General features: G+C 41.0%; 16 protein-coding genes. 12 read left to right on the top strand and 4 right to left on the bottom strand.

The features are described from left to right. The first annotated feature begins 28 nt into the window (after positions 1 to 28). Complete coding sequence (locus J3L16_RS08115) at positions 29 to 610, top strand: paraquat-inducible protein A (RefSeq protein ID WP_207612471.1); 582 nt, start codon at positions 29 to 31, stop codon at positions 608 to 610. Between the two features lie 13 nt (positions 611 to 623). Here J3L16_RS08115 and J3L16_RS08110 read toward each other — a convergent pair whose 3' ends face one another. Then, a complete protein-coding gene (locus tag J3L16_RS08110; RefSeq protein ID WP_207612470.1) occupies positions 624 to 902 on the bottom strand; it encodes a hypothetical protein in 279 nt (92 codons plus the stop codon). Between the two features lie 168 nt (positions 903 to 1,070). Between J3L16_RS08110 and J3L16_RS08105 the strand changes: the two genes are divergently transcribed. From J3L16_RS08105 to J3L16_RS08080, 6 genes are all read left to right on the top strand, one after another. Further along, on the top strand, positions 1,071 to 1,643 hold the full coding sequence (locus J3L16_RS08105) for a GNAT family N-acetyltransferase (RefSeq protein ID WP_207612469.1): 573 nt from the start codon (positions 1,071 to 1,073) through the stop codon (positions 1,641 to 1,643). A gap of 18 nt (positions 1,644 to 1,661) precedes the next feature. Next, the gene (gene rluF / locus J3L16_RS08100; protein ID WP_207612467.1) at positions 1,662 to 2,399 is read left to right on the top strand and encodes a 23S rRNA pseudouridine(2604) synthase RluF; all 738 of its coding nucleotides are present in this window, start codon (positions 1,662 to 1,664) and stop codon (positions 2,397 to 2,399) included. 29 nt (positions 2,400 to 2,428) lie between these two features. Continuing rightward, on the top strand, positions 2,429 to 2,758 hold the full coding sequence (locus J3L16_RS08095; RefSeq protein WP_207612461.1) for a DUF2750 domain-containing protein: 330 nt from the start codon (positions 2,429 to 2,431) through the stop codon (positions 2,756 to 2,758). Positions 2,759 to 2,787: 29 nt separating this feature from the next. Next, positions 2,788 to 4,947 (top strand): S46 family peptidase, encoded by a 2,160-nt coding sequence (locus tag J3L16_RS08090; RefSeq protein ID WP_207612459.1) that lies wholly within the window; start codon positions 2,788 to 2,790, stop codon positions 4,945 to 4,947. 65 nt (positions 4,948 to 5,012) lie between these two features. Next, a complete protein-coding gene (locus J3L16_RS08085; protein ID WP_207612457.1) occupies positions 5,013 to 6,320 on the top strand; it encodes a ribonuclease J in 1,308 nt (435 codons plus the stop codon). Between the two features lie 67 nt (positions 6,321 to 6,387). Beyond that, positions 6,388 to 8,055 carry an AMP-binding protein gene (locus J3L16_RS08080; protein ID WP_207612455.1) on the top strand — a complete coding sequence of 556 codons (1,668 nt, stop codon included), beginning with the start codon at positions 6,388 to 6,390 and terminating at the stop codon, positions 8,053 to 8,055. On the opposite strand, the gene J3L16_RS08075 is transcribed toward J3L16_RS08080, so the two are convergent. Continuing rightward, positions 8,052 to 9,758, bottom strand: coding sequence for a lysophospholipid acyltransferase family protein (locus J3L16_RS08075; RefSeq protein WP_207612453.1), 1,707 nt, complete (start codon positions 9,756 to 9,758; stop codon positions 8,052 to 8,054). The two genes, J3L16_RS08080 and J3L16_RS08075, sit on opposite strands and share 4 nt — an antisense overlap. A 243-nt stretch (positions 9,759 to 10,001) precedes the next feature. On the opposite strand from J3L16_RS08075, the gene J3L16_RS08070 reads away from it, so the two are divergent. Together J3L16_RS08070 and J3L16_RS08065 are read left to right on the top strand one after the other, a co-directional pair. Beyond that, the gene (locus J3L16_RS08070; RefSeq protein ID WP_207612451.1) at positions 10,002 to 12,329 is read left to right on the top strand and encodes a TonB-dependent receptor; all 2,328 of its coding nucleotides are present in this window, start codon (positions 10,002 to 10,004) and stop codon (positions 12,327 to 12,329) included. A 29-nt stretch (positions 12,330 to 12,358) separates the two neighbouring features. Further along, positions 12,359 to 14,146, top strand: coding sequence for an alkaline phosphatase D family protein (locus J3L16_RS08065; protein ID WP_207612449.1), 1,788 nt, complete (start codon positions 12,359 to 12,361; stop codon positions 14,144 to 14,146). Between the two features lie 61 nt (positions 14,147 to 14,207). Here J3L16_RS08065 and J3L16_RS08060 read toward each other — a convergent pair whose 3' ends face one another. After that, positions 14,208 to 14,858, bottom strand: coding sequence for a dUTP diphosphatase (locus tag J3L16_RS08060; RefSeq protein ID WP_207612447.1), 651 nt, complete (start codon positions 14,856 to 14,858; stop codon positions 14,208 to 14,210). A gap of 352 nt (positions 14,859 to 15,210) precedes the next feature. Between J3L16_RS08060 and recC the strand changes: the two genes are divergently transcribed. The 3 genes from recC to recD are packed head-to-tail and all read left to right on the top strand — an operon-like array spanning position 15,211 to position 23,820. After that, a complete protein-coding gene (gene recC, locus J3L16_RS08055; RefSeq protein WP_207612439.1) occupies positions 15,211 to 18,465 on the top strand; it encodes an exodeoxyribonuclease V subunit gamma in 3,255 nt (1,084 codons plus the stop codon). A 25-nt stretch (positions 18,466 to 18,490) separates the two neighbouring features. After that, positions 18,491 to 22,000 carry an exodeoxyribonuclease V subunit beta gene (gene recB, locus J3L16_RS08050; RefSeq protein WP_207612437.1) on the top strand — a complete coding sequence of 1,170 codons (3,510 nt, stop codon included), beginning with the start codon at positions 18,491 to 18,493 and terminating at the stop codon, positions 21,998 to 22,000. Then, a complete protein-coding gene (recD, locus tag J3L16_RS08045) occupies positions 22,000 to 23,820 on the top strand; it encodes an exodeoxyribonuclease V subunit alpha (RefSeq protein WP_207612435.1) in 1,821 nt (606 codons plus the stop codon). Before recB ends, recD begins: the two co-directional genes overlap by 1 nt. A gap of 37 nt (positions 23,821 to 23,857) precedes the next feature. Here the strand turns inward: recD and J3L16_RS08040 are convergent, their stop codons facing one another. Further along, positions 23,858 to 24,664 (bottom strand): PEP-CTERM sorting domain-containing protein, encoded by an 807-nt coding sequence (locus J3L16_RS08040; protein ID WP_207612433.1) that lies wholly within the window; start codon positions 24,662 to 24,664, stop codon positions 23,858 to 23,860. Positions 24,665 to 24,894 lie beyond the last annotated feature (230 nt).

The raw sequence follows: 24,894 nt of genomic DNA, 5'->3' as shown, positions 1-24,894 counted from the left end.
TTAAATAAATTGTCTGGTTGAATGGGTTATGTACCGTTATTTAGGTTTGTTTTTTAGCTTGGTGGCTTTAGGTATTTTTGTTCCTGGCATTATCCTTCCAATGTTTAATTTGAATATGGATATGATGATTAATGTCACTGGAACCCAGTTTGATGCGGCTTTGGTTTCTCAAGAGCTGTCTATTTTGGGTACAGTGGAAAAGCTATGGACAGACAAGCGTTATCTGGTTGCTGCCCTTATTTTTATATTTTCTGTGGTTATTCCTTTATTGAAATCAGCTGCGGTGGCGTTAGGGGCGTTTTCATCGAATAGTCGAGTGCGAAAAACGGCCATTGGTATTGTTAACGCAATAGGCAAGTGGTCTATGGCCGATGTCTTTGTGGTTGCCATATTTCTAGCTGTATTGTCCACTCAGCATAGTGAAACTGCAAACTCTCAAACCTTTAGTATCTTTGGCTTTAAATTGGATGTGCTGATTAGCACTCAGACCCTGTCTTCAGTGGGGGCTGGGTTTTACTACTTTTTAGGTTATTGCATTGCGTCCTTATTGGGATCTCAACTGATTTCGTACCATCGAAATTCAAAATCAGCTAGAGAAAAAATAAGTTAATGAATAGGGGATGTTAAGCGACTTTGATACGAACTACTTTCATTGTTTCGAACTCCATTCCCGCAATGTTTTCGGATACTGGATAATAGGTTAAGTTAACTCTTGCGCCTTTTAAGTTTCGATAGGTTTTTTTACGGCGGAATTTAAAAGGCACGTCATAGCCTTCAATCATTATGGTATTTATTAGCCAGTCATCATCTTCTCTTTGTACATGGCTGCTGACCTTTAAATTTTCCGAATGAACCAAATTTTTATGTTCAGACAATAATTTGTCTACGTCAGTTTTTGCCATGCTTAAACACTTCAATAATAAATGGAACGTCTATTGTATCACTTTTCTCTTTACACTATGCACGAGAGACGGCTTTTTACTTGAAAAGCTATTGTAATTAAAACTTATTTTGTATTTCTGCTGTAGTCAGGTATTTTTAGTTAATGGTCCAATAAAAAGCTTCAGTCAATGCAAAATAATGAAAATCGCGAGTTTCCCAAATTAACGACCTCTAGGTTATTACTTGATCCTTTGACAATGAAAGATGCGAAGGACGTATTTGCTATATTCTCTGACCCAAGAGTGATTAAAAATTACGACGTGCAAATATTCAAAGATATCAGCGAAGCGGAAGGCTTAATTGACTATTTTTATCTCAGGTTTGAAAGCGACACTGGGATACGTTGGGCAATACGAGATAAACAAACAGGGGAATTAATCGGAAGTTGTGGTTTTAATACGTGGAACCCGTATGATCACTGTGCTGTAGTAGGTTATGAGTTGGCTCCTCAGTTTTGGGGCAAAGGCTATGCATCTGAAGCGGTTTCGGCCATATTGGATTTCATTTTTGCGAAATCGTTTTATTTTTATGTGAATCGGGTTGAAGCTCTAATTTTGCCGCAAAATAAACCGTCTGCTCAGCTTGTAAAGAAACTCGGTTTTGCTCTTGATGGAGTAATGCGAGGAAAAACCTATTGGAACGATGATTTTCACGACATTGCTATGTATTCTATGCTGAATAAACAGTGGCATGCTCGCTAGACACAAGGTAAAGGTAATATGGCAGTAGAAGGTAAACGCCTGAATAAATACATCAGTGATTCAGGTTTCTGTTCGCGCAGAGAAGCAGATGCCTTAATAAATGCAGGACGGGTGTTACTGAATGGCAAAACGCCAGAATTAGGTACTAAAGTAATAGAATCTGATAGTGTCAGTGTTGATGGCAAGGTAATCGAAGCTGTTAAAAAAGACAAAAGTGATCGGGTTTATATTCTTTATAACAAACCGACAGGGATTACCTGTACAACCGAGCGAAAAGTTAAAGATAATATTATACAAGCAGTTGGCTTTAAGAAGCGTATTTTCCCTATTGGTCGATTAGATAAGCCGTCTCAGGGCTTAATTTTGCTGACCAGTGATGGTGACATTGTAAATAAAATTCTTCGTGCAGAAAATGCCCATGAAAAAGTCTATCGAGTTACTGTTGATAGACCTATTTCCGACAGGTTTGTTAAGAAAATGTCTTCAGGTATTCCAATTCTAGGCACAGTAACCAAGCCTTGTGAAGTGAAGCAAATTAGCCAACGCTGTTTTGATATTACACTGACCCAAGGTTTAAACCGACAAATTAGAAGAATGTGTGAATTTTTGGATTATGAAGTTACCACACTTGTTCGAAAGCGCATTATGCACTTAACACTGCAAGGCCTAAAACTAGGTCAATGGCGACACCTCACTCAAGACGAGTTAGCTCAGCTAAATCACGCTGTGGCTCATTCGTCAAAAACCGCAAGTTGATCATACTCAGCCCTATTATAGAGATAAATATGTTAGATAAAGACACGCAAGCAATAATTGATGAAATAAAAAATGCGAATGAATTGTGGATTTTAAAAGACGAGCACGGTTGTGTCATGTTAACCACTGAAGACGAAGATGGTGTGCCGGTTTGGTGCTCTAAAGCCGATGCTTCTGCGTGGGCTAATGAAGACTGGTCCCATTGCGAAGCCATTTCAATTTCACTTAAAACATGGCAAGAAAAGTGGACAAAGGGATTAACCGAAGATGATCTTACGATCATGGTAAATCCATCGGAATTACAAGAGAATGGTATTGTGCTTTTGCCCACCGAGTTTGAAGAAGCACTAAATAACTAAAATAAACTATTCACGACGGAACCGCTAAAATGATAAAAAAAATAGTAGGGACTAGCCTCGTATTACTGGCGGTGTCACCATCTCTTTTTGCTAAAGAAGGTATGTTTACTCCAGAACAATTGCCTATTATTAGTAGTGATCTTCAAGCCACTGGACTAAAAATTTCTCCAGAGTCATTGTCTTCTTTGACATCATTCCCCATGGGAGCGGTTGTAGACCTGCAAGGGTGTTCTGCATCTTTTGTTTCCGAACAGGGCCTTGTCGTTACTAACCATCACTGCGCAAGAGGTTCCGTACAATTTAACAGTACTGCTGACAACAATTATTTAGAAAATGGTTTTCTTGCAAAAAATCAACAAGCAGAGTTACCTGCAGCTCCGGGTACGCATATATTAGTTACCACTGATTTTTCAGACGTAACCGCTGAGGTTTTGAACGGCGCTGAAGGGTTAACGGGTAAAGCGAGATACGATGTTATTGAAGCGAATCAAAAAGCCATTATTGCCCAATGTGAGCAGGATGAAGGCCATCGTTGTCGCGTGCCTTCGTTTTTTTCTGGTCTTGAATATAAGTTAATTAAACAGTTAGAAATTAAAGATGTACGTATAGCTTATTCACCCGCTGATTCAGTAGGTAAATATGGTGGTGACATCGATAACTGGATATGGCCAAGACATACCGGAGATTTCGCGTTTTATCGCGCTTATGTGAGTAAAGATGGAAAATCAGCGGAGTACAGTAAAGATAATGTACCTTTTACTCCACCTCACCATTTAAAAGTCTCTGCTAAACCACTAGTTGAAGGTGATTTTGTGATGGCTGCTGGCTATCCTGGTTCAACCAGTCGATACACCCGTTCTACGTCGGTTGAATATGTTTTTAGTTGGTTGTATCCGACCTATGTGGATATGGTTTCTTCATGGATTGAATTGATAGAAAAAACAGCACCTAAAGGTAGCGATGCTAGAGTGAAATACGAAGCGAGTCTAGCGGGACTAAATAACTTTCTTAAAAATACTGAAGGGCAACTTGCCGGCGCTAAGCGAGTTGGCTTGGAAAACCGCAGGTTAGAACGAGAAGCAGCGCTTACTCAGTGGTTAAATGGCTCTTCTACTCGAACGTCTATGAAAGCCGCCATTGCTGAATTAGATCTGCTTTTAGAACAGCGCGCAAGTGTAAGTCGCCAGCAGTTTTGGTATCAAAATGCAAAACGTTCAGCGTTATTGTCAACGGCAATAACCTTATATAAAAATGCAATTGAACAAGAAAAACCAGATGCAGAAAGAGATTTCGGTTTTCAATCACGAGATCTCGATCGTTTACAACAACAAATGCTAAGACTAGACCGTCGTTTCGATGCTGATGTTGATAAAGCGGTATGGTTGTCCTTTATCAATTTGTATATGTCACGGCCTGACTCTGAAAAAGTTGATGCATTTGACAATGCGCTACTAAAAATCGGCTCATCGTCACTTACGTTAGGCGATAGATTAGATGACTTTTACGTCAAAACTAGATTAACCGATGTAGATCAACGTTTGGCATTATTAAAAGCATCTAAGAAAGAGCTTGAAGATAGTAATGACCCCTTTATTAAAATGGCGGTTGCTTTATACGCAACAGACAAACAAATTGAAGACGAACTAGAAACGCTCGAAGGAAAGTCATTAGAGCTAGAGCCTGAATACATGAAGGCCATCATCGCATGGCAAGCATCCCAAGGTAAAATAGCCTATCCAGACGCAAACAGCACGTTACGGGTTACCTATGGTAAAATTTTAGGTGGTTCACCGAAAGACGGGTTAATTTATGAACCTTTTACTCGGGTCGAAGGAATTGTAGAAAAAGATACGGGTAACGCACCTTTTAACTCTCCTAAAAAGCAATTGAGTTTAATTGCCGATAAAGACTATGGCAGTTATGCCGACCCTTTACTAAAAACGGTTCCTGTTAACTTTTTAACCGACCTTGATTCAACAGGCGGTAACAGTGGTTCTGCAACGTTAAATAGCAATGCAGAGCTTATTGGCTTGTTGTTTGACGGCACATTTGAAAGTGTTAATTCAGATTGGGATTTTGATCCTAAAACAACACGTACCATTCATGTTGATACCCGCTATATGTTATGGGTGATGGAACACGTAGACGGTGCAGTGAACCTAATTAATGAAATGGAGATTGTACGATAGATAATTTGCAACCTGGACGCAAAGACCTTTGGTTTGTTCCTTTAGGAGGGACCGGTGAAATAGGAATGAACCTCAATTTATATGGGCACGACGATCAATGGCTAATGGTTGATTGTGGAGTCTCATTTGATGAACCTCTTGTTCCTGAATACCAAAGCGAAACTGCGCAAACATCACATCACCCCATTGTTTGCGCTGATCCCAAATTTATTGTAGAGCGAAAAGATACCTTGGTAGGTATTTGTATAACTCATGCTCATGAAGATCATGTGGGTGCTATAGCTGATCTGTGGCCCCGTTTACAAGCGCCAATTTATGCGACTCCCTTTACCGCTGAAATCATGCGCCGAAAATTAGCTGAACGAGGATTGGAAGGAAAAGCACCGGTTCATATCATTCCCACTGATTCCGATCACACTGTAGGGTGTTTTGATATTTCATGGATTACTATGACTCATTCAGTGCCCGAGCCCAGTGGGTTAATTATTAGGACGCCTTTAGGAACGGTTTTTCATACAGCTGATTGGAAAATAGACATGTCTCCGGGGTTAGGGAAAAGTTTTAACATAAAAAAAATCAAATCTATTAATGAAGAATCGGAACTGCTAGCCGTTGTAGGGGATTCAACTAACGCGACAAAACCTGGGCAGTCTTGTTCAGAAAGTACCTGTTATCACGGATTACGAGAGACCATTCGACATCAGCAAGGGCGAGTTATTGTCGGCTGTTTTGCAAGCAATATAGCCCGTATTATTAGCTTGGCCAAAATTGCGCAGGAAACCGGTCGATATTTGTGTGTATTGGGGCGTTCAATGGACACCATGGTCAGTGCAGCTAGGTTGACAGGGTATTGGCCTGATGATGTAGAACTAGTAAACCCTCAGCATGTTGGGTATTTACCCGCACATGAAGTGCTGTTGGTTGCTACCGGATCTCAAGGAGAGCCGCGGGCTGCGTTAGGACGATTAGCTGCAGATTCACACCGTTTACTGACATTAGATGAACAAGACGTGGTTATTTTTAGCAGTATCATTATTCCGGGTAATGAAAAAGCCATTGAAAAAATAGTGAGTCAGTTCAATGCAAGGAAGGTGAAAACCATACAAGTTGAAACACACAATCTGCCGATTCATGCCAGCGGTCATCCCAATCGCGATGAACTTGTTCAGCTTTATCAATGGCTGCAACCTGAAATGGTTATTCCTACTCATGGTGAACATAGGCATATGGAAGCCCATGCCGATATTGCAAAGTCTCAAGGAATACGAAAAACCTTTGTTGGCAAGAATGGCGATTTGTTTCGTTTGCGACCTCAGCCTAGTATTAAAAGAGGGGTTATACATGCGGGGCGCATTGTTTTAAGCAGAGATTAAAGCGGAAAACTGGCTAACTCTATTAGGTATGTGTATATTTTGTTGGAAATATGTAAAAGGAGTGCTTATGTCAGACATTGCCCAAAAGAAAGACGCTACATTTACCTCCGTACTTGAAAAGTTCTATGAGTGGGAAAGCACTTGCCCTGATCGACCTTTTTTACATCAGCCTGTGAATGGGGAAGTCAATACGTATACGTGGGGCATGTATGCTGATTTAGCGCGAAAGATCGCACAAGGTATTGATGAGTTGGGTTTAGAACAGGGCTCTCGAATTGGCATCTTGTCTAAAAACTGTGTTGAGTGGTTTATTTGCGACCTTGCCATAATGTTGTCGGGTCACATCAGCACGCCAATCTTCGCCACTGCAGGTAAAGAAACCATAGAATACGTATGCGAGCATGCAAATATCCAATTGATGTTTGTTGGCAAGCTCGATGACAGTAAAAACCAAGTTGCAGCAATTCCTCATACTATTACTACTGTTGGTTTTCCTTATCCAAATGTTCCGGCAAAAATGAGTTGGGATAACTTTTTAAGTGACCGTTGTTTTAGTGGCTCGCCGTTACCTCAGTCAGAAGATATTAGTACTATCATCTACACCTCGGGAAGTACTGGGCAACCTAAAGGGGTAGTGCATACCTATGGCAGTATTAATTGGTCAGCCGAGAAAATGAACGGCGTGCTTAGTTTTACTGAGCAAGACAGAGTATTGAGCTATTTACCGCTAGCTCATATTACTGAAAGAGCGTTAGTCGAAATAGCCAGTTATTATTCCCGTAAACAAATATGGTTTGTTGAGAGCCTAGATACCTTTCAAAGAGATATGCAAGTATGCAGGCCGACGGTGTTTGTTTCCGTGCCAAGGTTATGGACTAAATTTCAATTGGGAATATTGGCTAAGTTATCTCAGGTTAAATTGAACGTATTACTCCCATTACCATTGATTGGCAATGCGATTAAAAATAAAATCAAAAAGGGCTTAGGCTTTGACCAAACTCGTCTTTTTGGCAGTGGTTCAGCGCCTTTATCTCCTGCAATTATTCAATGGTATAACAGCCTTGGTATTAATATTACAGAAGGGTGGGGGATGACCGAGAATTGTGCTTACGGCACCACGTGTATACCTTTTCGTGTTGATAAAATTGGGGCCATTGGGCGTATTCATCCTGGCATAGATTTACGTATTTCTGATGAAAGTGAAATTCAAGTTAAAGGACCGTGTAATATGCTTGAGTATTACTTAGAGCCTGACCTCACGGAGAAAGCCTTTACTGAAGACGGGTATTTTTGTACGGGTGACAAAGGTGAATTAGACAACGACGGCTATGTAAAAATTACTGGACGATTAAAAGACATCTTTAAAACATCGAAAGGAAAATATGTCACGCCTGCGCCTATTGAGGCCAGTTTAATGGCAAATTCAGATATTGAGCAGGTCTGTGTTACTGGCAGTTGTTTACCTCAGCCCATTGCCTTGGTGGTACTATCGGAAGAAGCCAATAATGCGAATCTTGCACATATTGATGCTAAGCTGGAAGACCAATTGGAAACAATAAACGCAAGCTTAGAAAGCCATCAAAAACTCGACAGAATACTGATCTGCAATGAACCTTGGACTGTTGCAAATCACTTGCTTACACCAACGCTGAAAGTAAGACGGCATGAATTGGAAAGGCAACTAGCACAAGCGATTCAAGGGCAATACATCGACGAAGTGGTTCGGTTACCTTAACTTGTTTGATTTGGCATGTAACGAGCACGCTTTTTGGGTTTTAATGCGTGTAAATCCGCTAGCATTAACCCGTCTACGCAGTGACCGAAATCAGGATCTATATTAAAATCAATAAAATGCACACCACCTTTTTGATAGGTTTCGGTGTATTGTTTAAATAGGGTAGGTACGGCCATACCCATGCTTGAAAGCATGTGCTTCAATTGTACAAAGTCTTCTTTGTAATCGTCACCGCCAAAGTAGTGTTTGTAATCCTTTGGCAAAATATAAGGTATTTTAGCTGTAGCGACAGGTTCAGTAGTACCAAAGTAAAGGGAATAAAAGTGTATTAGCAGGTCTTTCGCGGCTTTTGGGTAATGGTCACTTAAACTGACTGGGCCAAATAAGTAACGATATTGAGGGTGTCTTTGAATAAACGCACCTAAGCCAAACCATAAATAATCAAGACTTCGCTTTCCCCAATATTTAGGCTGAACGAAGCTTCTTCCAAGCTCTAACCCTGATTCAAAATAGGGTGCCATGCTGTCCGTATAGTGAAATAGACTTGCGGAATACAAGCCTTTACCGAGGTTGCCATCTAAAATCTTTTTAGCATCGCCAAAGCGATACGCACCGGCGATTTCTAAGTCGTCCTTATCCCACAACACTAAGTGATAATAATGGCTATCGTAAGCATCGATATCTCTGCGTTTATCTGTGCCTTCACCTACAGCCCGAAATGCCACCTCTCGTAAACGACCAATCTCTCTCATTATGGGAGAACTAGCCGAATGTTGATAAAGGTATATTATTTTGCCATCACTGGTTTGGCCTAGCTCCTCGCATTGTTTCAGTGCGGCTTGTAATTCAGCACGGTTTTCCGCAGGAGCAATGGCTTTTTGGGTTTTAAATATACCTTGTTTGTCGTTCCCCACTTTATATAAGTGTTTTCTAAATAGGGAAACCTGTTGATTTCGGCTTATTTTACTGTTGCTAAATGATTCATAAGGAATAAGTTCTCCCACACGCATGGGTAAGTGCTGGCGTTTGTGTTTAAACATTTCTTTGACCAAAAGCGCAGTAGAAAGAGGTTTGTACAACATAGATAAACCATAAAACAGCGGTGAATTTTTGGCTTCTATGAACACAGGTAAAATAGGCGATTTCGCTTGTTTCGCTATGCGTAAAAAACCACTTTGCCAACGTGTATCTCTTACCCCTTGAGGGCGTAATCGTGAGACTTCACCGGAAGGAAAAACAATAACAACGCCATCTTGTTGAAGGTGATGTTGAATATTCTGGATATAGGCTTTTGGTGTCCCACCTTCCATATTGTTCACCGGCAGTAATAATGGATGCAAAGGCGTGATAGCTAGCAGCATTTGGTTAGCGATGACTTTTATGTCTTTTCTTACTTCACTAACAAGCTTTATGAGCGCTAAAGCGTCAAGGGATCCGATTGGATGATTTGCGATTAAAACTAATTTACCTGAGCTAGGAATACGGTCTTTTTCAACGTCTCTGGCTGAATAGCTGATATTGAAATATTCCAGTACTTGCTCCACAAAATCTAACCCATGGTAATGGGGGTAATCTTGAGAGAACTCTTGTAGTTCACGTTCGTGTAGTAAGTGTCTTAAAGTGAACCTTAGAGCTTTGGACAAGAGCGGTTTTTCGGTGATACTGGGGTAGTGTTTTTCAATAACATCAGACACAGAAAACATGACAGTAATTTCGACTAATGAATAAAAATTTATAAAATCCTATGAAATTAACGTGACATTTTTACGTTAGAAAAATGGCGATTTTATGACAAAAATTAAGAGCCATAATTTTAGTTAAGTATTAACTGCACAGTTTAGTTTACACCTAAAAACGGTCACAAATTAGCAATAAAGTTGCAATCATTTCGTCTTAAATCACCTTTACTTTTTATGTGTCTACACTCACATAGCATAGTAAATAAAATGAAATATTCTTCTGTTGCAGCATATGTTGCGCTGGTGTTAAGTCCACAATTGTTCGCTCAAACTAATGAACAAGAAATAGAAAAAATCACGGTTACGACACAAAAACGCATACAGACAATTCAAGATATTCCAGTTTCAATTACCGCTTATGGTGGTGAATTTTTGGAACGCTTAGGTATTAATGAACTGGATGTTTTGTCAGACATTACGCCAGGATTAACCATTCAAGAACAAAGCCCCAACAATCCGGGTTTTGTTATTCGCGGAATTACGTCCGATAGCGGTTCATCTCAAACAGCACAACGTGTTTCGGTTTATTATAACGGTGTGGATGTCTCTCGTTCTCGTGGTTCTTACTTTGAATTGTTTGATATTGAGCGTATCGAGGTCGTCAAAGGCCCACAAGCGACCTTATTTGGAACAGCGGCGTCTGTTGGTGCTATCAGTGTTATCACAGCAAAACCTCAAGAAGAATTCGACGCAGCAATTACTGCACAGTTTGGGAATTTTTCTGCTCGTACGTTAAGAGGCTTTGTCACGGGCGGAAATAGCAAAGTTCAAGGGCGCTTAGCCTTGAGTTATCGCGAGCGGGATGGCTTTATCCGTAATATTGCGGGAGAGGCTGGTTCTCAGTCTGAAGGTGGATTTAATCAAGAAGATTTAAATGGCATCGAACGCTTTGCTATTCGACCTTCACTGCGCTTTACTCCCAATGATGACTTGACCATAGATTTAGTTTACTCCTATGAAGAAGACGACGACACAGGTACTTCATTTGTTAATGGTTTAATTCCCGCTACTGGAGGAGATACAAGCCCGTTTTCCTTTGCTGAACTCTCGGGCAGCCCTTTTGCTGAAGAGGTGTTTGGCAAGCCTGATTTGGGCATTGAGCGTGAAGTCGAAGATATTAATTTAACAGCCGAATGGCAGGTAAATGAAAACCTAACGGTGACCTCTATTTCTGCTTTTAGAAGCTTTGATTCACTAGAAGTATTTGACGCCGATGGTTCACAAGCATTTTTTCTTGAGTTTGCTGAAGAAGCTGAAGGCGAACAATTTAGCCAAGAGTTAAGAGCGGTACACAGCACGGATAAGCTGATCACAATCATTGGCGCTAACTATTTCACTGAAGACGGTAGCCAAGCGGTACCTTTTTCTACGGAAGAATCAATTTATTTAAATTGTCTTGGTTTTCTTAGTGACTTCAATGCCCCTTGTGTGAACGAAGATAGTTCAGTCAACATACTTACGCCACTGTTAACTCAAGGCGCGTTGAGTGTGCTTCCGTATCAGGCTGAATTTACTAACTTTGGTGACAATGATTCATTTTCAGTGTTTGCTGATGTCACCTATTTAGTTAGTGATGAACTTGAATTAACCGCAGGTGTTCGTTATGTGACAGAAGATCGGACAAGTGGTTTTATTGCTGATTCTCCCAATAGTGTACTTTCGGGTGGCCCATTGTTACCTGTTGTCGACACGAATGGCGAAACATTTGAAAGTAGTGATGACTTTAGCGGTGTACTACCAAGGTTCAACCTTTTATACCGTTTAAATGATAAGACCAATGTGTATGGGACTATTTCAAAAGGTCGTCGTTCCGATGTCATTGATGTGTCGTCTACAACAGATAGTGAAGGTAACCCTATTGCCGATATCACTGAAATTCCGGAAGAAATAGTATGGAATTTTGAAACGGGCATTAAAGGGTCTCAGTTCAACAGTAAGCTGGATTATTCATTTAGCGTATTTTTCCAAGATTACTCTGATTTTCAGGTTAACTTACAAGACGAAGCGGGTAACTTTTTTACAACGAACGCTGGCTCAGCAACCAATTTAGGCGTGGAGTCAGAAATTCGTGCGCTAGTAGGTGAACATATTGAGTTGTTTGCAAACTTTGCCTATATCGATTCTGAAATTGATGACGACAGTAGTAACGGCGATTTAGCGGGTAATCGCTTTCGTTTACAACCGGAGTTTTCAGGCAGTATTGGTGCCTTTTACAGTAAATCTATCAACTCGCACTTGGATTTAACCGGATCGTTTGTTTATACCTATCGCTCGGATGTGTTTTTTGAGCCTGAAAATGCGCCAATTTCCGGATTGGAAGTGGGTGAAGATAGCATCAGTTTGGTTAATGCTCGTATTGGTATTGGCTCGGTTACTCAAGGTTGGAATGTCAGTTTGTTTGCCAATAACCTTTTCGATAAGGAATACCTTGTTGATGGCGGCAATACAGGCGGGGCATTTGGTAATCCAACTTTTGTTGCCGGCGCGCCTAGATTTTACGGTATCGAAGTAACTAAGCGCTTCGGTCAGCAGTAGTCCATGATCTTCTTAGTGAGAATAAAATAATGAAAACAAATAATTTAACTAGACGGCATTTTTTAGCCTTAGCATCTAAAGGCATTGGCGCTGCGATAGTTTCCCAAGGCGTGTTAGGTTCTGGTGTTGTCAATGCAGCCTTGTCTGCAAATAAGGCGAGTGTTCCCGTTGAATTCAATCATGGTGTTGCCAGTGGCGACCCCACACAAAATGCGGTGATATTGTGGACCAGAGTGAGTCCGGTAAATGCCAAAATTACCACTGACATTCCTGTTTCATGGGAAGTGGCAACGGATCCGGACTTTAAACATTTGGTTACCAACGGCAACGCAAAAGTCAGTGCAAAAAGCGATTACACCATAAAAATTGATGCCCTTGGTTTACACCCTGCAACGGTTTATTTTTATCGGTTTAGCAGTGGTACTCACTTTTCGGTGACGGGTAAAACGAAAACCTTACCTAAAGGAAATATTGAAAAAGCGAAATTAGCGGTGTTTTCTTGTGCCAATTACCCCGCAGGCTTCTTTAATGCTTATGGACTCGCTGCGAAGCAAGGCGATTTCGACGCTGTTTTACATTTAGGTGATTACATTTATGAATATGGTCGCGATGGTTATGCCACAGAACATGCAGAAGAATTAGAGCGATTAGTATTACCTGAAGGTGAGATAATTTCACTTAATGACTATCGCACTCGCTATGCTCAGTATCGCACAGACAAAGACTTACAAGCGCTGCACAATACTGCGCCTTTCATTTGTGTATGGGATGATCACGAAATTACGAATGACACTTATGTTGATGGTGCGGAAAACCATCAAGATGATGAAGGGGATTTCGGGCAGCGTAAATTAAGTGCATTACAAGCGTATTTTGAATGGATGCCTATTCGCCCAGTGGTTGAAGGAAACAACGAAATTATTAATCGTACCTTTAAATTTGGTAATTTAGTCGATTTATTTATGCTTGATACTCGGGTAGTGGGCAGAGATAAACAGCTGAGCTACAGCGATTACTTTGATAGTGAAGGTACATTTGATGTTTCAGGGTTTACTGCAGATGTGAGTCATACAGAGCGTACCTTATTAGGTAAAACACAGCGTAGCTGGTTACTTGATGAGTTAGCGTCGTCAAATGGGGCTTGGTCGGTATTAGGCCAGCAGGTATTAATGGGCAGAATGCTATTGCCCGCCGCTATAGTGACTCAGCAGCTTAGCAGAGAGCAATACGCTGAATATGCGCAATTGGCATTTATTGCATCTAAAATTAAAGCAAAAGATGAGACAGTAACAAAAGCACAATGGGCTTACTTTAGTAAGAACAAAGATAAGTTAACGCCTAAAGTAATGGCTTTACTTGCGTTGCCTAATATCCCTTACAACTTAGATGCATGGGATGGTTACACACAAGAGCGTGAAACTATTTTACAAGCTGGGGTTAAGCTGAAAAAGAATCTCGTTGTGTTAGCAGGTGATACCCACAATGCGTGGGCAAATAATATTCGTACTCACGAAGGTGATATTGCTGCGGTGGAGTTTGCCACGCCGGGTGTGACGTCTCCGGGATTTGAATATTACTTGAAACTATCGGAAAAAGATTTTGCTCCTACAGAAGCGGCAATTACCCAGTTAATTACCGATTTACAGTACTTTAACGCGGCAAACAGAGGCTTTATGACGGTAACCTTTACCAAAGAAAAAGTGACGTCGAAATGGCATTATGTGGATACGGTTTTATCAAAGTCTTATAAAGAACTGAAAAGCAGAGAGCAAACTGTGGAATCAATGTCCAATTCGTTGGGTATAAAGCTAGTCTAAATTCAGTGCTTGGAACAGGCTCTAGCCACAATGTATTTCACTGTGGCTAGTTTTTAATTCTCTATTTGGGGTAGCGCGCGGCAAGACCTGAATAAATAAGATCAGAATAATCATCTGCGTTTATGTCTAAACTAGAAAGCACTTCGACTAAGTGCTCATTGTCTTCTTTACCATTCCACACTTTTATATAACTACCGTCTTTATAGCCGTTGTCTTGTCTAAAAAAGTTGAGTACATTTTTTCCAACGTATTGTTCGTACAAAGTGGTACCTGACAATTCACACTGAGTTGCAATTTGCATAAATAAGTCAGAGCTAAAACGATTAGCAGCACACAGGCCCGTCATCAACTGTAAATTAGCTAGCAAATCTGAATTTTTGTAATCGTAATCTGTGCCATCAAAGGTCAGCGTATTTTTACCTTCTAAAGATGCAACAACATCGTTGGCTGCGGCGTCGAGATTGCCTTTATGCTTTATTAAGTAATCAGATAATGCAAAGTGCCATATATCAATCATTTCCATTTGCAATTGAGGTAAATCTTTATGCTGCGCTTTCCACCATTTCCAACCGTGGTGATCTATGGCTTCTACAGACTCCATCATTGCTGCTCGCAAATATGCATATCCTGCATCTAGCCATTGAGGATTCACTTTTTCATTCATGGCATTTTGAAGTTTTAGCATGGTATTGATTTGTACTAGCGTCAGCATGTGTGAGTTTGCTCCTGTATTTTTTGCACTATTGTACAGAACATTGATACAAATGGACAATGAGCTAAATCGGTGCGTTTGCACCATTACTGATTTAGGAACGAAAATCAAAATACACTAATAATCAATTAAGCTATTGATTTTTAATGATAAATAAAACTGGCATTAACAGTGCTATAGAAACTCTGTTGAGTATCACACTTGATGAGATATACGGTTGCGATTCGGGTGCGCGGCTTCATTAAGTGTGTTGGCTTCCCTGTACCAGCGTCTTGTGTCCTGACGCTGGTACAGGTTTCTTTATCTTTTCCTATTGCTTCCTTACAATGTAAGAAAAAAGCCGAGACTAGGTTTGATTTCTCTTTACCCTTCGAACAAGTTAGAACACTTAAGTACCTTATTAAATGGTTTGCTGAACGCACAGCCTTCAGGGGTATTTGAACCCGACAGTATTTTGGTTGAAAACCCTGGCATGCAGCATTGGCTTAATTTGGATTTAGCCAAACGAAATTGCATTAGCATGAACTTAAGTTATCCCCTGACAACGCGATTTGTGTGGGATATTGCTCGAGTTGTATTGGGCGATGATGCTATTCCTGCACAGTCGCCTTATCGTCGAGAAGTGTTGCGTTTTCGCATATTAGCATTGTTTAATGACACAGAGTTTTGCAGCGCAACTTGCATGAAATCAGTTGCTCGTTATTGGTCAAATGAAAACGACGAACAACAAGACATAAAAAAAATGACCCTGGCGGTGGAAACTGCCGATGCCTTTGAACAATATATAATGTTTAGGCCACAATGGTTGTCTGCATGGGAGCAAAACCAAGATCCTATAGGCAGCGCAATTAGTGAATGGCAGTCCGTTTTATGGCGAAAACTGGTTGATGAACAGCCTTGGCATCCGGCAAATTTACTTGAGAAAACGGCACATTCCTTATTTGAAAGCGCAAAACATGACGCAGGCATAGAGGGTATTCCTAGTCGAATTATAGTGTTTGCAGTTAACGCATTAGCACCCTCGCTATTGCATTTTTTTGATGCTCTTGGTCATCACTGTGATATTCACTTTTTCTACTTAAATCCCAGTATGAGCTTTTGGGGCGACGTGCAAAGTGACAAAGCCCAATCCTTAGCTTTACGACAAGACAGGTTTGAACGCAGCGCATCTGACGAACAGCAAAACCGCTTGTTAGCGAATTTGGGACAACATGGACGTGATTTGCTTAACCGGTTACTGCAACTAGACACGTTTGAAATCAGTGCGTTTGAATCTCCCATTGAGGATAACAAAACTAGCAATAGTGTATTGGGGCAGTTACAGCATGGAATATACGAAGGCATACCCAATGCTAAACTGAATTTAGCGCAAGACAACAGCATAACCTTGGTATCTTGCCATACGGCATTACGTGAGTTGCAAGTACTGCATGATTACTTAGTAAAAAGAATGACCAAAGCCCCTTCATTACTTGGTAGAGACGTTATTGTTTTGTGCCCGGCAATAGAAGATTACGCGCCTTATGTGTACTCGGTATTTGCTAAGCCAACGAAAGAGAGTTCAGCACAAACTGACAAAATCACTTGCTCAGTGTCCGATAGAAATATGCTAGATACTAATGTTCATATTAGTGCTTTTTTGGAGCTATTGGCATTACCCGACAGCCGATTTAGCGTCTCTTCAATAATGATGTTATTAGACAACGCTGATATTGCTAGCCAGTTTAATTTGTCTGAAGATAACCTAGATAGTATTCGTGTATGGCTAGAGGCTGCTGCTATTCGTTGGGGCTTGAATGCCATCCATAAAGCTAAACTTGTTGGTATTGATGAAGCAAGTGAGCAAAACAGTTGGGAGTGGGGACTACAGCGCATTTTACTTGGTATTGTTAGCGATGATGAATCAAGGCTAATCGACGAATTACTTACCGTTGCCGATGTAGAAGGGCTAGACAGTGTGGTGTTTGGCGAGCTGGTTAGCTTTTTGGTGTATTTAAAAAGCGTAATGGCGAAGTTACAAAAAAATCGCACCATTAAACACTGGGTAACCCTGTTAAGTGACGGGTGTAAGACTCTTTTCCCCGCGCATATTCACAACGAGCTGGGTGTGAGAACCATACAAGCTGCGCTTTCTGATATTGCTATTCAGGCTCAGCAAGCTGAGTTTGACAATGAGATCACCGTTGCTGAAATGAAAGAGCTGCTGAGTATGGCATTTTCATCGCCAGATGTGCGGAACCAGTTTTTAACAGGACACGTGACTTTTTGTTCTATGATGCCAATGCGTAGTGTGCCTTTTAACACGCTTGCCGTACTTGGGTTAAACGACGGTCACTTCCCTCGTAAAACGAATCAACAAAGCGTAAATATTATGTCTATGTTGAAAGCTGAACCCGGTGATCGTTCTCGTTCAAAAGAAGACCGTTACTTGTTTTTAGAAGCAATATTATCGGCACGAGAGGCCTTGTATTTGAGTTTTCAAGGGGCTAACAGCCGAGATAACTCAGAGCGTCAGCCAAGTACCGTTTTAACCTTATTCCAACAAGAGTTACGAACAATAAGTGAGGATTCTGCCAAGTTTATTCATTATCCATTACATCACTTCAGCGCGCAGAATTATCGTGCGCCGCTAAATGCAATTAACAAAGGTGGATTTCGTTTGGCAAAGGCATTGGCGTCGAAAAATCTCGGTGTTAGTGATGAGCCAAGTAATAAACTTCAAGGTGGTTTTTCAGCAGATTCTTTTACCCAAGATATTGCCAATGAGTGGACGGTAAATGAGATTGCCCAGTGTTTACAAAACCCCATTGAGTATTTTGCAAAATATCGACTTGACGTAAACCTAAGTCATCAACATGTTTTATATGAAGACGACGAGCCTTTTGGGGTTAATAATCTCACTCAATACTTGACGTTAACCGATGCCGTCGAACAAGGTATAGATACCAGTTTAACCTTGGTAAAACACAGTGGAAAAATGCCGGATTCTGTTATTGCTACTTCGGTGTATGACGAGTGGGAAATGGGAATTGACATGCTCATTCAAGTATTGCCTGACGACATTGAGGATATTGGCTGGGAAACGGTTCGCCTTGATTGCCAGCACCGTGTATTGACTGCTCAGGCGAGAATGCGTGGGAACGAACACATTGATTACCACTTAGGGAAGCAAACCGCGAAACGTAAAACCGTACAATGGCTTCGTCACCTTATTCTAAGTGCGAGTTCTCCAGAACCAATTGTGTCGAAAACCTATTATATCGACTGGAAAGACTCGCCTACTGTGAAGTGTGTGAGCATTAATGAAATAGATAAAGAAAGCGCATTAGATAATTTAAATACCTTTGTGATTGCGCTTTTAATGAGCTTGAATCAGCCCACTTTATACCATGCAAAAATGGGGTTAGCTGTGGCCAGCGCCAAGTCGCCAAGCTCTCCGTGGAATACCCATTTGCAAGGTAATGATCAGCTCGATGGCATTGTAAATGACCCTTATTTTAAGTGGTTGTGCACAGATACACCGACCTTAGAAGATTGGCTGGATGACATAATGGCGTTGTATAAACCGATGACGGCAAATATGAAAGATAAAAAGGTGGCGTTATGAACGGGTTATCAATAAGGAGGCACCAATGAATTTATTGAACCCGGTAACCTTGCCGTTAGAAGGTAAGCATTTAATTGAAGCCAGTGCAGGTACAGGTAAAACTTTCAATATAACCCGTTTATTCTTACGTACTTTATTAGAAAAAGCCCTACCAGTAGAACAAATATTGGTTATGACGTTTTCAAAGGCTGCAACCGAAGAAATTCGAGGTCGCGTGGCTGAGACCTTGAATGAGGCTATTGAGTTTTGGCACGCAAAGCTTAATGGGGAAGCAACGGCAATTGATGACCCTGTGTATCAGGCGTTGTTTGACCAGTTTTCCACACAACAAGATTTACAGCGTATTCAGGCCGCGGTTTTAGTTATCGACGAAGCCTCTATTTACACTATCCACAGTTTTTGCCAACAAGTTTTGGCAACCTATGCATTCGACACTGGTGTCAGTACTAAAGCAGAGCTGCGTCAAGACAACACAGATTATGTTGAGCAGGCAATTAAAGACTGGTTGCGGTCTTTGCGCAATAAACCAGACGAGCTTTTGTTACTAGCTGAATATGGATGGCATACGCCTGACGGATTTAAAGGGGTATTTGAACGTGGGATCACCACTGCTATACCCGTTTTCTGTCGAAGCGAAGAAGACGTAGATGCAGAGCCTGAAAAAGCAAAAAAAGCGCTGCAGCATACATTTTCTGGCCGTTTTGAGTTCGTTTTTCAACACCTGTGCGAAAACAAAGATGTGTTAAAAGCGCAACTGGTAAGTAGCGACCCCAAAAAAGAAACCGAACAAGAAGCAGAATGGGCGGAACTCTGTCGCTGGCTCGACGCTGGTGTACCTGAAAAACAAAGTAAGTTGGTTGATAACATTATCCATGGTCGTAGGTATTCAAAAAACGATCGTGTAAAAAGTTTAATGGAGCCGATTAAGTCACTTAAAGATGATGTGAAAAAAAGCCTCGATGCACTGACCAAAAACCAAGATCGTCAGGCAAACCAACAAGCTGTATTGAGTTTGGTGTTTAGCGGTATTCAAACGATAAAACAAACAATAAAAACCTATAAAAATACCTTTTCGATTTTAGAATTCGATGATTTAGTACTTAATCTTGCCGATGCTGTAGAACAAAACCCGAGTCTTGCCAGTGAATTGGAAGCGAAGTACCCAGTAGCCTTAGTGGATGAGTTTCAAGATACTGATGATGCTCAATATCGTTTGCTCGCGCATATTTATACAAATAAACAAAATAGCAGCACATTAATGATGATTGGCGACCCTAAACAAGCTATTTATGGTTTTAGGGGAGGGGATATTTTTACGTACTTAAAGGCCAGCGAACAAGCCAATTATCGTTGGCATATGGACACCAATTGGCGTAGTACAAAAGACACTATTACTGCATACAATGGGATCTTTAACCAAGCTGATTTCGATTTTAATATTGCCTACTTGCCGGTGGCTCATGCACCCAGTGCAAAAGCAAATAATGCACCGTTAAGGGATGAAAACACTCATGTCAGCGCTATGCAATTTGTGTATTGCGATGGCGATAGTGAGGGTAAAGAGAAAGTCACCAAGGCTGAATATAGGCGGAGTCAATCTGAATGGCTAGCGAGTGAGATCCTTCGTTTATTTAAGCAAACCAGACTGGGTGATGAGGCTGTACAAAGTAAAGATATTGCAATCTTGGTTCGAAGCGCAAATGAAGCGTCGTCAGTTGCAACGGCACTGCGTCGGGCTGGTATTACCCACGTTTATTTAAGTAATCAAAAAAGCGTTTACGCAAGTCTTGAAGCCTATAATCTATTAATTGTGTTAAGGGGTATATTTCACAATACACAGCATAATTTTGTGCGTGCGGCGACCACGGTGGATTTGTTGGGGCAGAGTGCAGCGCAACAGCACCATTTATATGTAGAGGACAACGACAGTGCATGGGACGACATATTTGTTGAGTTTACTAAATTAAAGCGTATTTGGGTAAACCAAGGGGTATTACCGCTGTTGCAAGTATTGATTGACGACTATTTATTGTTAAATGGTGAAAGCGCGGAAAGAATTTTAACCAATTACCAGCATTTAGCGGAATTGTTGCAAGCTCAGTCCGAGCAAAACGGCGTGGGCTCTCCCGAAAAATTATTGATGTGGTTAGCAGAGCGTATTGAAGACCCTAAATCAAACGATGACAGCAGTATTCAACGTTTGGAAAAAGACGAGAACGCCGTTCAAATTGTCACTCAACACAAGTCGAAAGGCTTAGAATACCCCATTGTATTTATTCCATTTATCAGTGACTACAAAGACGCATCAAAAGCGGGTAACAGCACTGCGATCCTTTGTCGTTACTATGATGATAGCAAGGGACAAGTAGTACAGCAGATTGGCGATACCAGTGAAATACACGAAAAGATGATTCGAGAAGGTGAAGCTGAAGCCATGCGGCTTTTTTATGTTGCGGTAACTCGCGCTATGCACCGATGTTATTTACTTATATCACCTTTTGATAAATCAGCTCGTAGCGCGGTAGGAAGAGCGTTAAGCGTAGGGAATGAAGATAATTGGCAATCTGCAATTAATGCTTTTTGCGATAGCAATGCAGCATGTACGTATATTGAAGGTCAAAAACAATACCAGCAAAAGCTAAGTGAAAAGCAGAGGGCGTGTTCCTCTGATTTAATTGCACCTGCGCCGTCATCTATCAATACCAGCATGTGGCGACTGTTGTCGTTTAGCGGCCTATTATTGACCGACAATCATTGGCGACGGGCGAGAGCCGATGAATTGGTATTCAATATTGACGATGAAATCTCTACCACTGCTTCAAGGTTTACCTTTCCCAAAGGCGCTGGGCCGGGCAACGTGTTGCACGATGTGTTAGAGCATAAAGACTTTAGTTCTGATGAATGGTTACAACAAGCTCAAGAATGTATTGGAGGGGTTGAAAGTGAGGAGAATATTCCAGCTGTATTATCGTGGTTAGATGATGCTTTAGCCATGCCCATTCAACTAAAGTCTGGCGCTACATTGTGTTTGAATACCTTAGCGTTAAATCAAACATTAAAAGAAGCTGAATTTTATTATCCGCTAAATGCTGTTAATTTGCCTGATTTCATCACTATTATTCGCGATCTTCGACAAGAACAAAGGGCGCGACATCAGCCAATGCCAGATTTAGACGGCATGATGCATGGTTTTATTGATTTGATTTTTGAATTCGAAGGTAAATTCTATGTCGCAGATTATAAATCTACCTTTATGGGGAATACTATAGCGAGTTATTCGCCAGATAAAATAGCGCTTAACATGATAGAGCATAATTACGATATTCAAGCGCTCATATACAGTGTTGCATTGCATAGGTATTTAGAAAAGTCGTTACCAGACTACGATCCAGAATTACATTTTGGCGGTGCAATTTACCTTTATTTAAGAGGAATGAGTGCCGACAATACCCAAAATGAAGGTATTGCATTATTGCCTATTTCAGCTCAGGTGGTGCGTAATCTAGATGGCATTTTTGCTGGGGAGACACAGTAATGAATTGGTTAGATGCGTCTCATCAGCTTTATCAGGAAAAGCATAAAAAGACCCCGTCGTTATTGGCGATTGATGGACTATTGGCAGCGAATTTTGCCAATAAGTTGAAAGAAACCGATGCCGTTAACTACAAAGACGATTTTTTTAACCTAGTGGCCGTGGCAAGTGCGGCATTACGTGACGGCCATACCTGTTTACACATTCCTTCAATAGCCATGAGTACTTGGTTTGATGACGCTGGTGGCAGCGACCAAGAGCTAAAAGGCATTACATTACCGGATATACATTATTTAGACGCAATGCTAAAGGCATGTTTAGCCTTTATGCCCGATAAATGTTTTGTTTATCAAGAGCAACGCTTTTATTTTCAGCGGTATTGGCATTTTGAACAAGACATTATTGAAGGGTTAGCACAGAGGTTGCAGCGAGATAGCGCTATTTTATCTAATGAGCAGCAAGTTGCTTGTCAGCAAGCCTGGCCTCAGTTGTTTAATGACGCTGAATTTAGTTTTAATTTAACAGATAAACAGCAAGAAGCCGCATTAAAAGGCGCTATGCATTCCACCCTTGTTATTAATGGTGGACCAGGTACGGGAAAAACCTATACCGCTGCCCGTGTGTTGTGTTTACTGGGCTTGTTATATGGCGGCGATACTCCGTTGTCTGTGAAATTAGCTGCACCTACGGGGAAAGCTGCGCAAAGATTAACAGAGTCGTTTTTAGCGGCATCGAAAGTTTTACCTATGGATGGTCTTGTAGTTCCAGATGCGATGACATTGCACCGTTTATTGGGGTTGAAGAAAGCCAGTGTGCAAGCTCGTTATAACAAAGATAACCCATTACATTGCGATGTATTGTTGGTAGATGAAGCGTCTATGATTGATTCCGCGTTGCTCGCGCGCTTACTGAGAGCGGTATCAAGCAACACACGATTAATATTAATGGGCGATGCAGAACAATTACCGTCAGTGGAAGCTGGAAATATATTAAGTGATGTTGTAATTGGATTATCGAGTACGGAAGCCTTGGTTACCCTAGCAACCGCTCGTCGTTTTTCTGGTGAACTTAAAGATTTTTCCACTGCATGTTTACAGGGTAATAAAGCCAAAGCAGTATCGATTTTATCAGCCGCACCCTGCCTAGAATGGAGCAAAGCAAAACCGACTACTGACGTAATAAAGCCATTGGCAATTGATGATTTTGAATCGATTACACGTGCGAACTCGTTGAACGAAGCTTTTTCTGTAATAAAGAAAAACCGTTGGTTAACGCCTTTTCGCAAAGGCGATTGGGGCGTAGAGAGCTTGAATCAATGTATTGAGCAATGGGTGTTTTCACACAATAGAACCCTGTTGTCGAATTCTGATAAAAGCAGCAATGCTATGCTTTTTCATTATAAAGGCCGTGTCATTATGGTAACGGAAAATCATGCGGGTAGTGGTTTGTTTAATGGTGATCTTGGTTTGGTATGGACTAACAGTCGTAATGTCTTAAGTGCGTTTTTTGAAGCCGGAGAAGGTCAGTATAAGCAAATTGCGTTGTCGCGCTTACCCAATGTGGAATCGGCTTTTGTAATGACCATTCATAAATCCCAAGGCTCGGAGTTTGATTCACCTAGGTTAATTATTCCTGATGATACTCAAGTCAGTGAACAAAGTAGCAAAATTGTTTCTAAAGCACTTATCTACACTGCGATAACAAGAGCAAAAAGTAAGCTTGGTATTATTTCGTCAGAAAGGGCATTCACAAACAGTTTAAGTCAAACTCATGTGCGCATGTCTGGACTTGCGGAAGGCTTAAATAAAAAATCCCACAATTAAATTGTGGGATTTTAAATTGTTTATACGAAACGTGATCCTATTTACGGAATCGAGAACGAAGACTAAGTAGTAGCATGCTGCACGCAAGTAACGCTATAGTCGCTGGTGCTGATACTGGGCGTAGACTCAATCCGATAACAATATTGTCAAATTCAGTTGCAACTCCAGTGGTAGTCAAGACCAAGGTATCGAATGCTTCAGCAAATGAAAAGTTGATATTCACGTATGCATTTGAGCCAGGATCTAGCTGGTCGCCAGAGGTTCCATCTAATGCGGCAAGTAATTCAGGACCAGAAATGCTATCTACGAGTACACCACCAGAAAAGAATTCAAAGTTATTAAATGTGTCTACAGATCCCCAATAAAATCCTAAATAGGTGATACCCGTATCGTTGTTAGCAGCAAGTAAGTTTGAGTAATCAAACTCAATTGAAGCCGAACCTACGCCGCCGTTAGATACATAACCAAAACAGGTTTCATCTTCAGCAGGGGCAGCAGCAACACCTGAAATAGATCCAGCTCTAACTCCAAAGTTGTCAGAATCAGCTGTTAATCCAACAGGACTGGCACCGACGATAGAATTAATGGAACACTCGTTGTCAAAGCCAAAATCTGGGTCATCTGACGGGTCATTAAACGACACATCACCAAAGGGGCCGTCAAAGGTTTCAATGAAAAAACCATTTGTTCCTTGTGCGTCACTAGGGTCAATAAACTGACTTGTTAACCCTGATGAATCTGAAGCATCCACTCCGCCGAACGATATAGATGCCGCTGATACAGACCCTACAAAAGCAAAGGCACTTAATACTGCGGCCAGTGCAAGTTTATTATTTTTGCTCATGTTAGTTATCCTTAAATAGAATTTTTTTTGTAAAAATATCAATATTTCTCAAGCATAACTTAGGCCAAAATAAAAATGATAAATTTTACAATTAGTTATGTGTATCTTTTTTGACCAGTTTGTTTTTTTGTAAAAAAAACTGACACTTTACAATGCATGTAAAAAGACAAATAAACGGTATTCATATAAGCATAAGAAATTTAATATTTAGCAGCGAGACGCCAAGCGGC

The sequence above is a fragment of the Alteromonas sp. 5E99-2 genome (assembly GCF_017368475.1).
GTDB lineage: Bacteria > Pseudomonadota > Gammaproteobacteria > Enterobacterales > Alteromonadaceae > Alteromonas_F.
The sequence above is the reverse complement of the archived record's forward strand: the minus strand, read 5'-3'. Positions and strand labels throughout refer to the sequence as shown.

What these genes read in the sequence shown, in the direction of transcription:
- J3L16_RS08070 (WP_207612451.1), top strand. Translation starts at nt 10,002, where the DNA reads ATGAAATATTCTTCTGTTGCAGCATATGTTGCGCTGGTGTTAAGTCCA.
- recD (WP_207612435.1), top strand. Translation starts at nt 22,000, where the DNA reads ATGAATTGGTTAGATGCGTCTCATCAGCTTTATCAGGAAAAGCATAAA.
- J3L16_RS08110 (WP_207612470.1), bottom strand. Translation starts at nt 902, where the DNA reads ATGGCAAAAACTGACGTAGACAAATTATTGTCTGAACATAAAAATTTG.
- J3L16_RS08105 (WP_207612469.1), top strand. Translation starts at nt 1,071, where the DNA reads ATGCAAAATAATGAAAATCGCGAGTTTCCCAAATTAACGACCTCTAGG.
- J3L16_RS08080 (WP_207612455.1), top strand. Translation starts at nt 6,388, where the DNA reads ATGTCAGACATTGCCCAAAAGAAAGACGCTACATTTACCTCCGTACTT.
- J3L16_RS08065 (WP_207612449.1), top strand. Translation starts at nt 12,359, where the DNA reads ATGAAAACAAATAATTTAACTAGACGGCATTTTTTAGCCTTAGCATCT.
- J3L16_RS08115 (WP_207612471.1), top strand. Translation starts at nt 29, where the DNA reads ATGTACCGTTATTTAGGTTTGTTTTTTAGCTTGGTGGCTTTAGGTATT.
- J3L16_RS08095 (WP_207612461.1), top strand. Translation starts at nt 2,429, where the DNA reads ATGTTAGATAAAGACACGCAAGCAATAATTGATGAAATAAAAAATGCG.
- J3L16_RS08075 (WP_207612453.1), bottom strand. Translation starts at nt 9,758, where the DNA reads ATGTTTTCTGTGTCTGATGTTATTGAAAAACACTACCCCAGTATCACC.
- J3L16_RS08090 (WP_207612459.1), top strand. Translation starts at nt 2,788, where the DNA reads ATGATAAAAAAAATAGTAGGGACTAGCCTCGTATTACTGGCGGTGTCA.
- J3L16_RS08040 (WP_207612433.1), bottom strand. Translation starts at nt 24,664, where the DNA reads ATGAGCAAAAATAATAAACTTGCACTGGCCGCAGTATTAAGTGCCTTT.
- rluF (WP_207612467.1), top strand. Translation starts at nt 1,662, where the DNA reads ATGGCAGTAGAAGGTAAACGCCTGAATAAATACATCAGTGATTCAGGT.
- J3L16_RS08085 (WP_207612457.1), top strand. Translation starts at nt 5,013, where the DNA reads ATGAACCTCAATTTATATGGGCACGACGATCAATGGCTAATGGTTGAT.
- recB (WP_207612437.1), top strand. Translation starts at nt 18,491, where the DNA reads ATGAATTTATTGAACCCGGTAACCTTGCCGTTAGAAGGTAAGCATTTA.
- J3L16_RS08060 (WP_207612447.1), bottom strand. Translation starts at nt 14,858, where the DNA reads ATGCTGACGCTAGTACAAATCAATACCATGCTAAAACTTCAAAATGCC.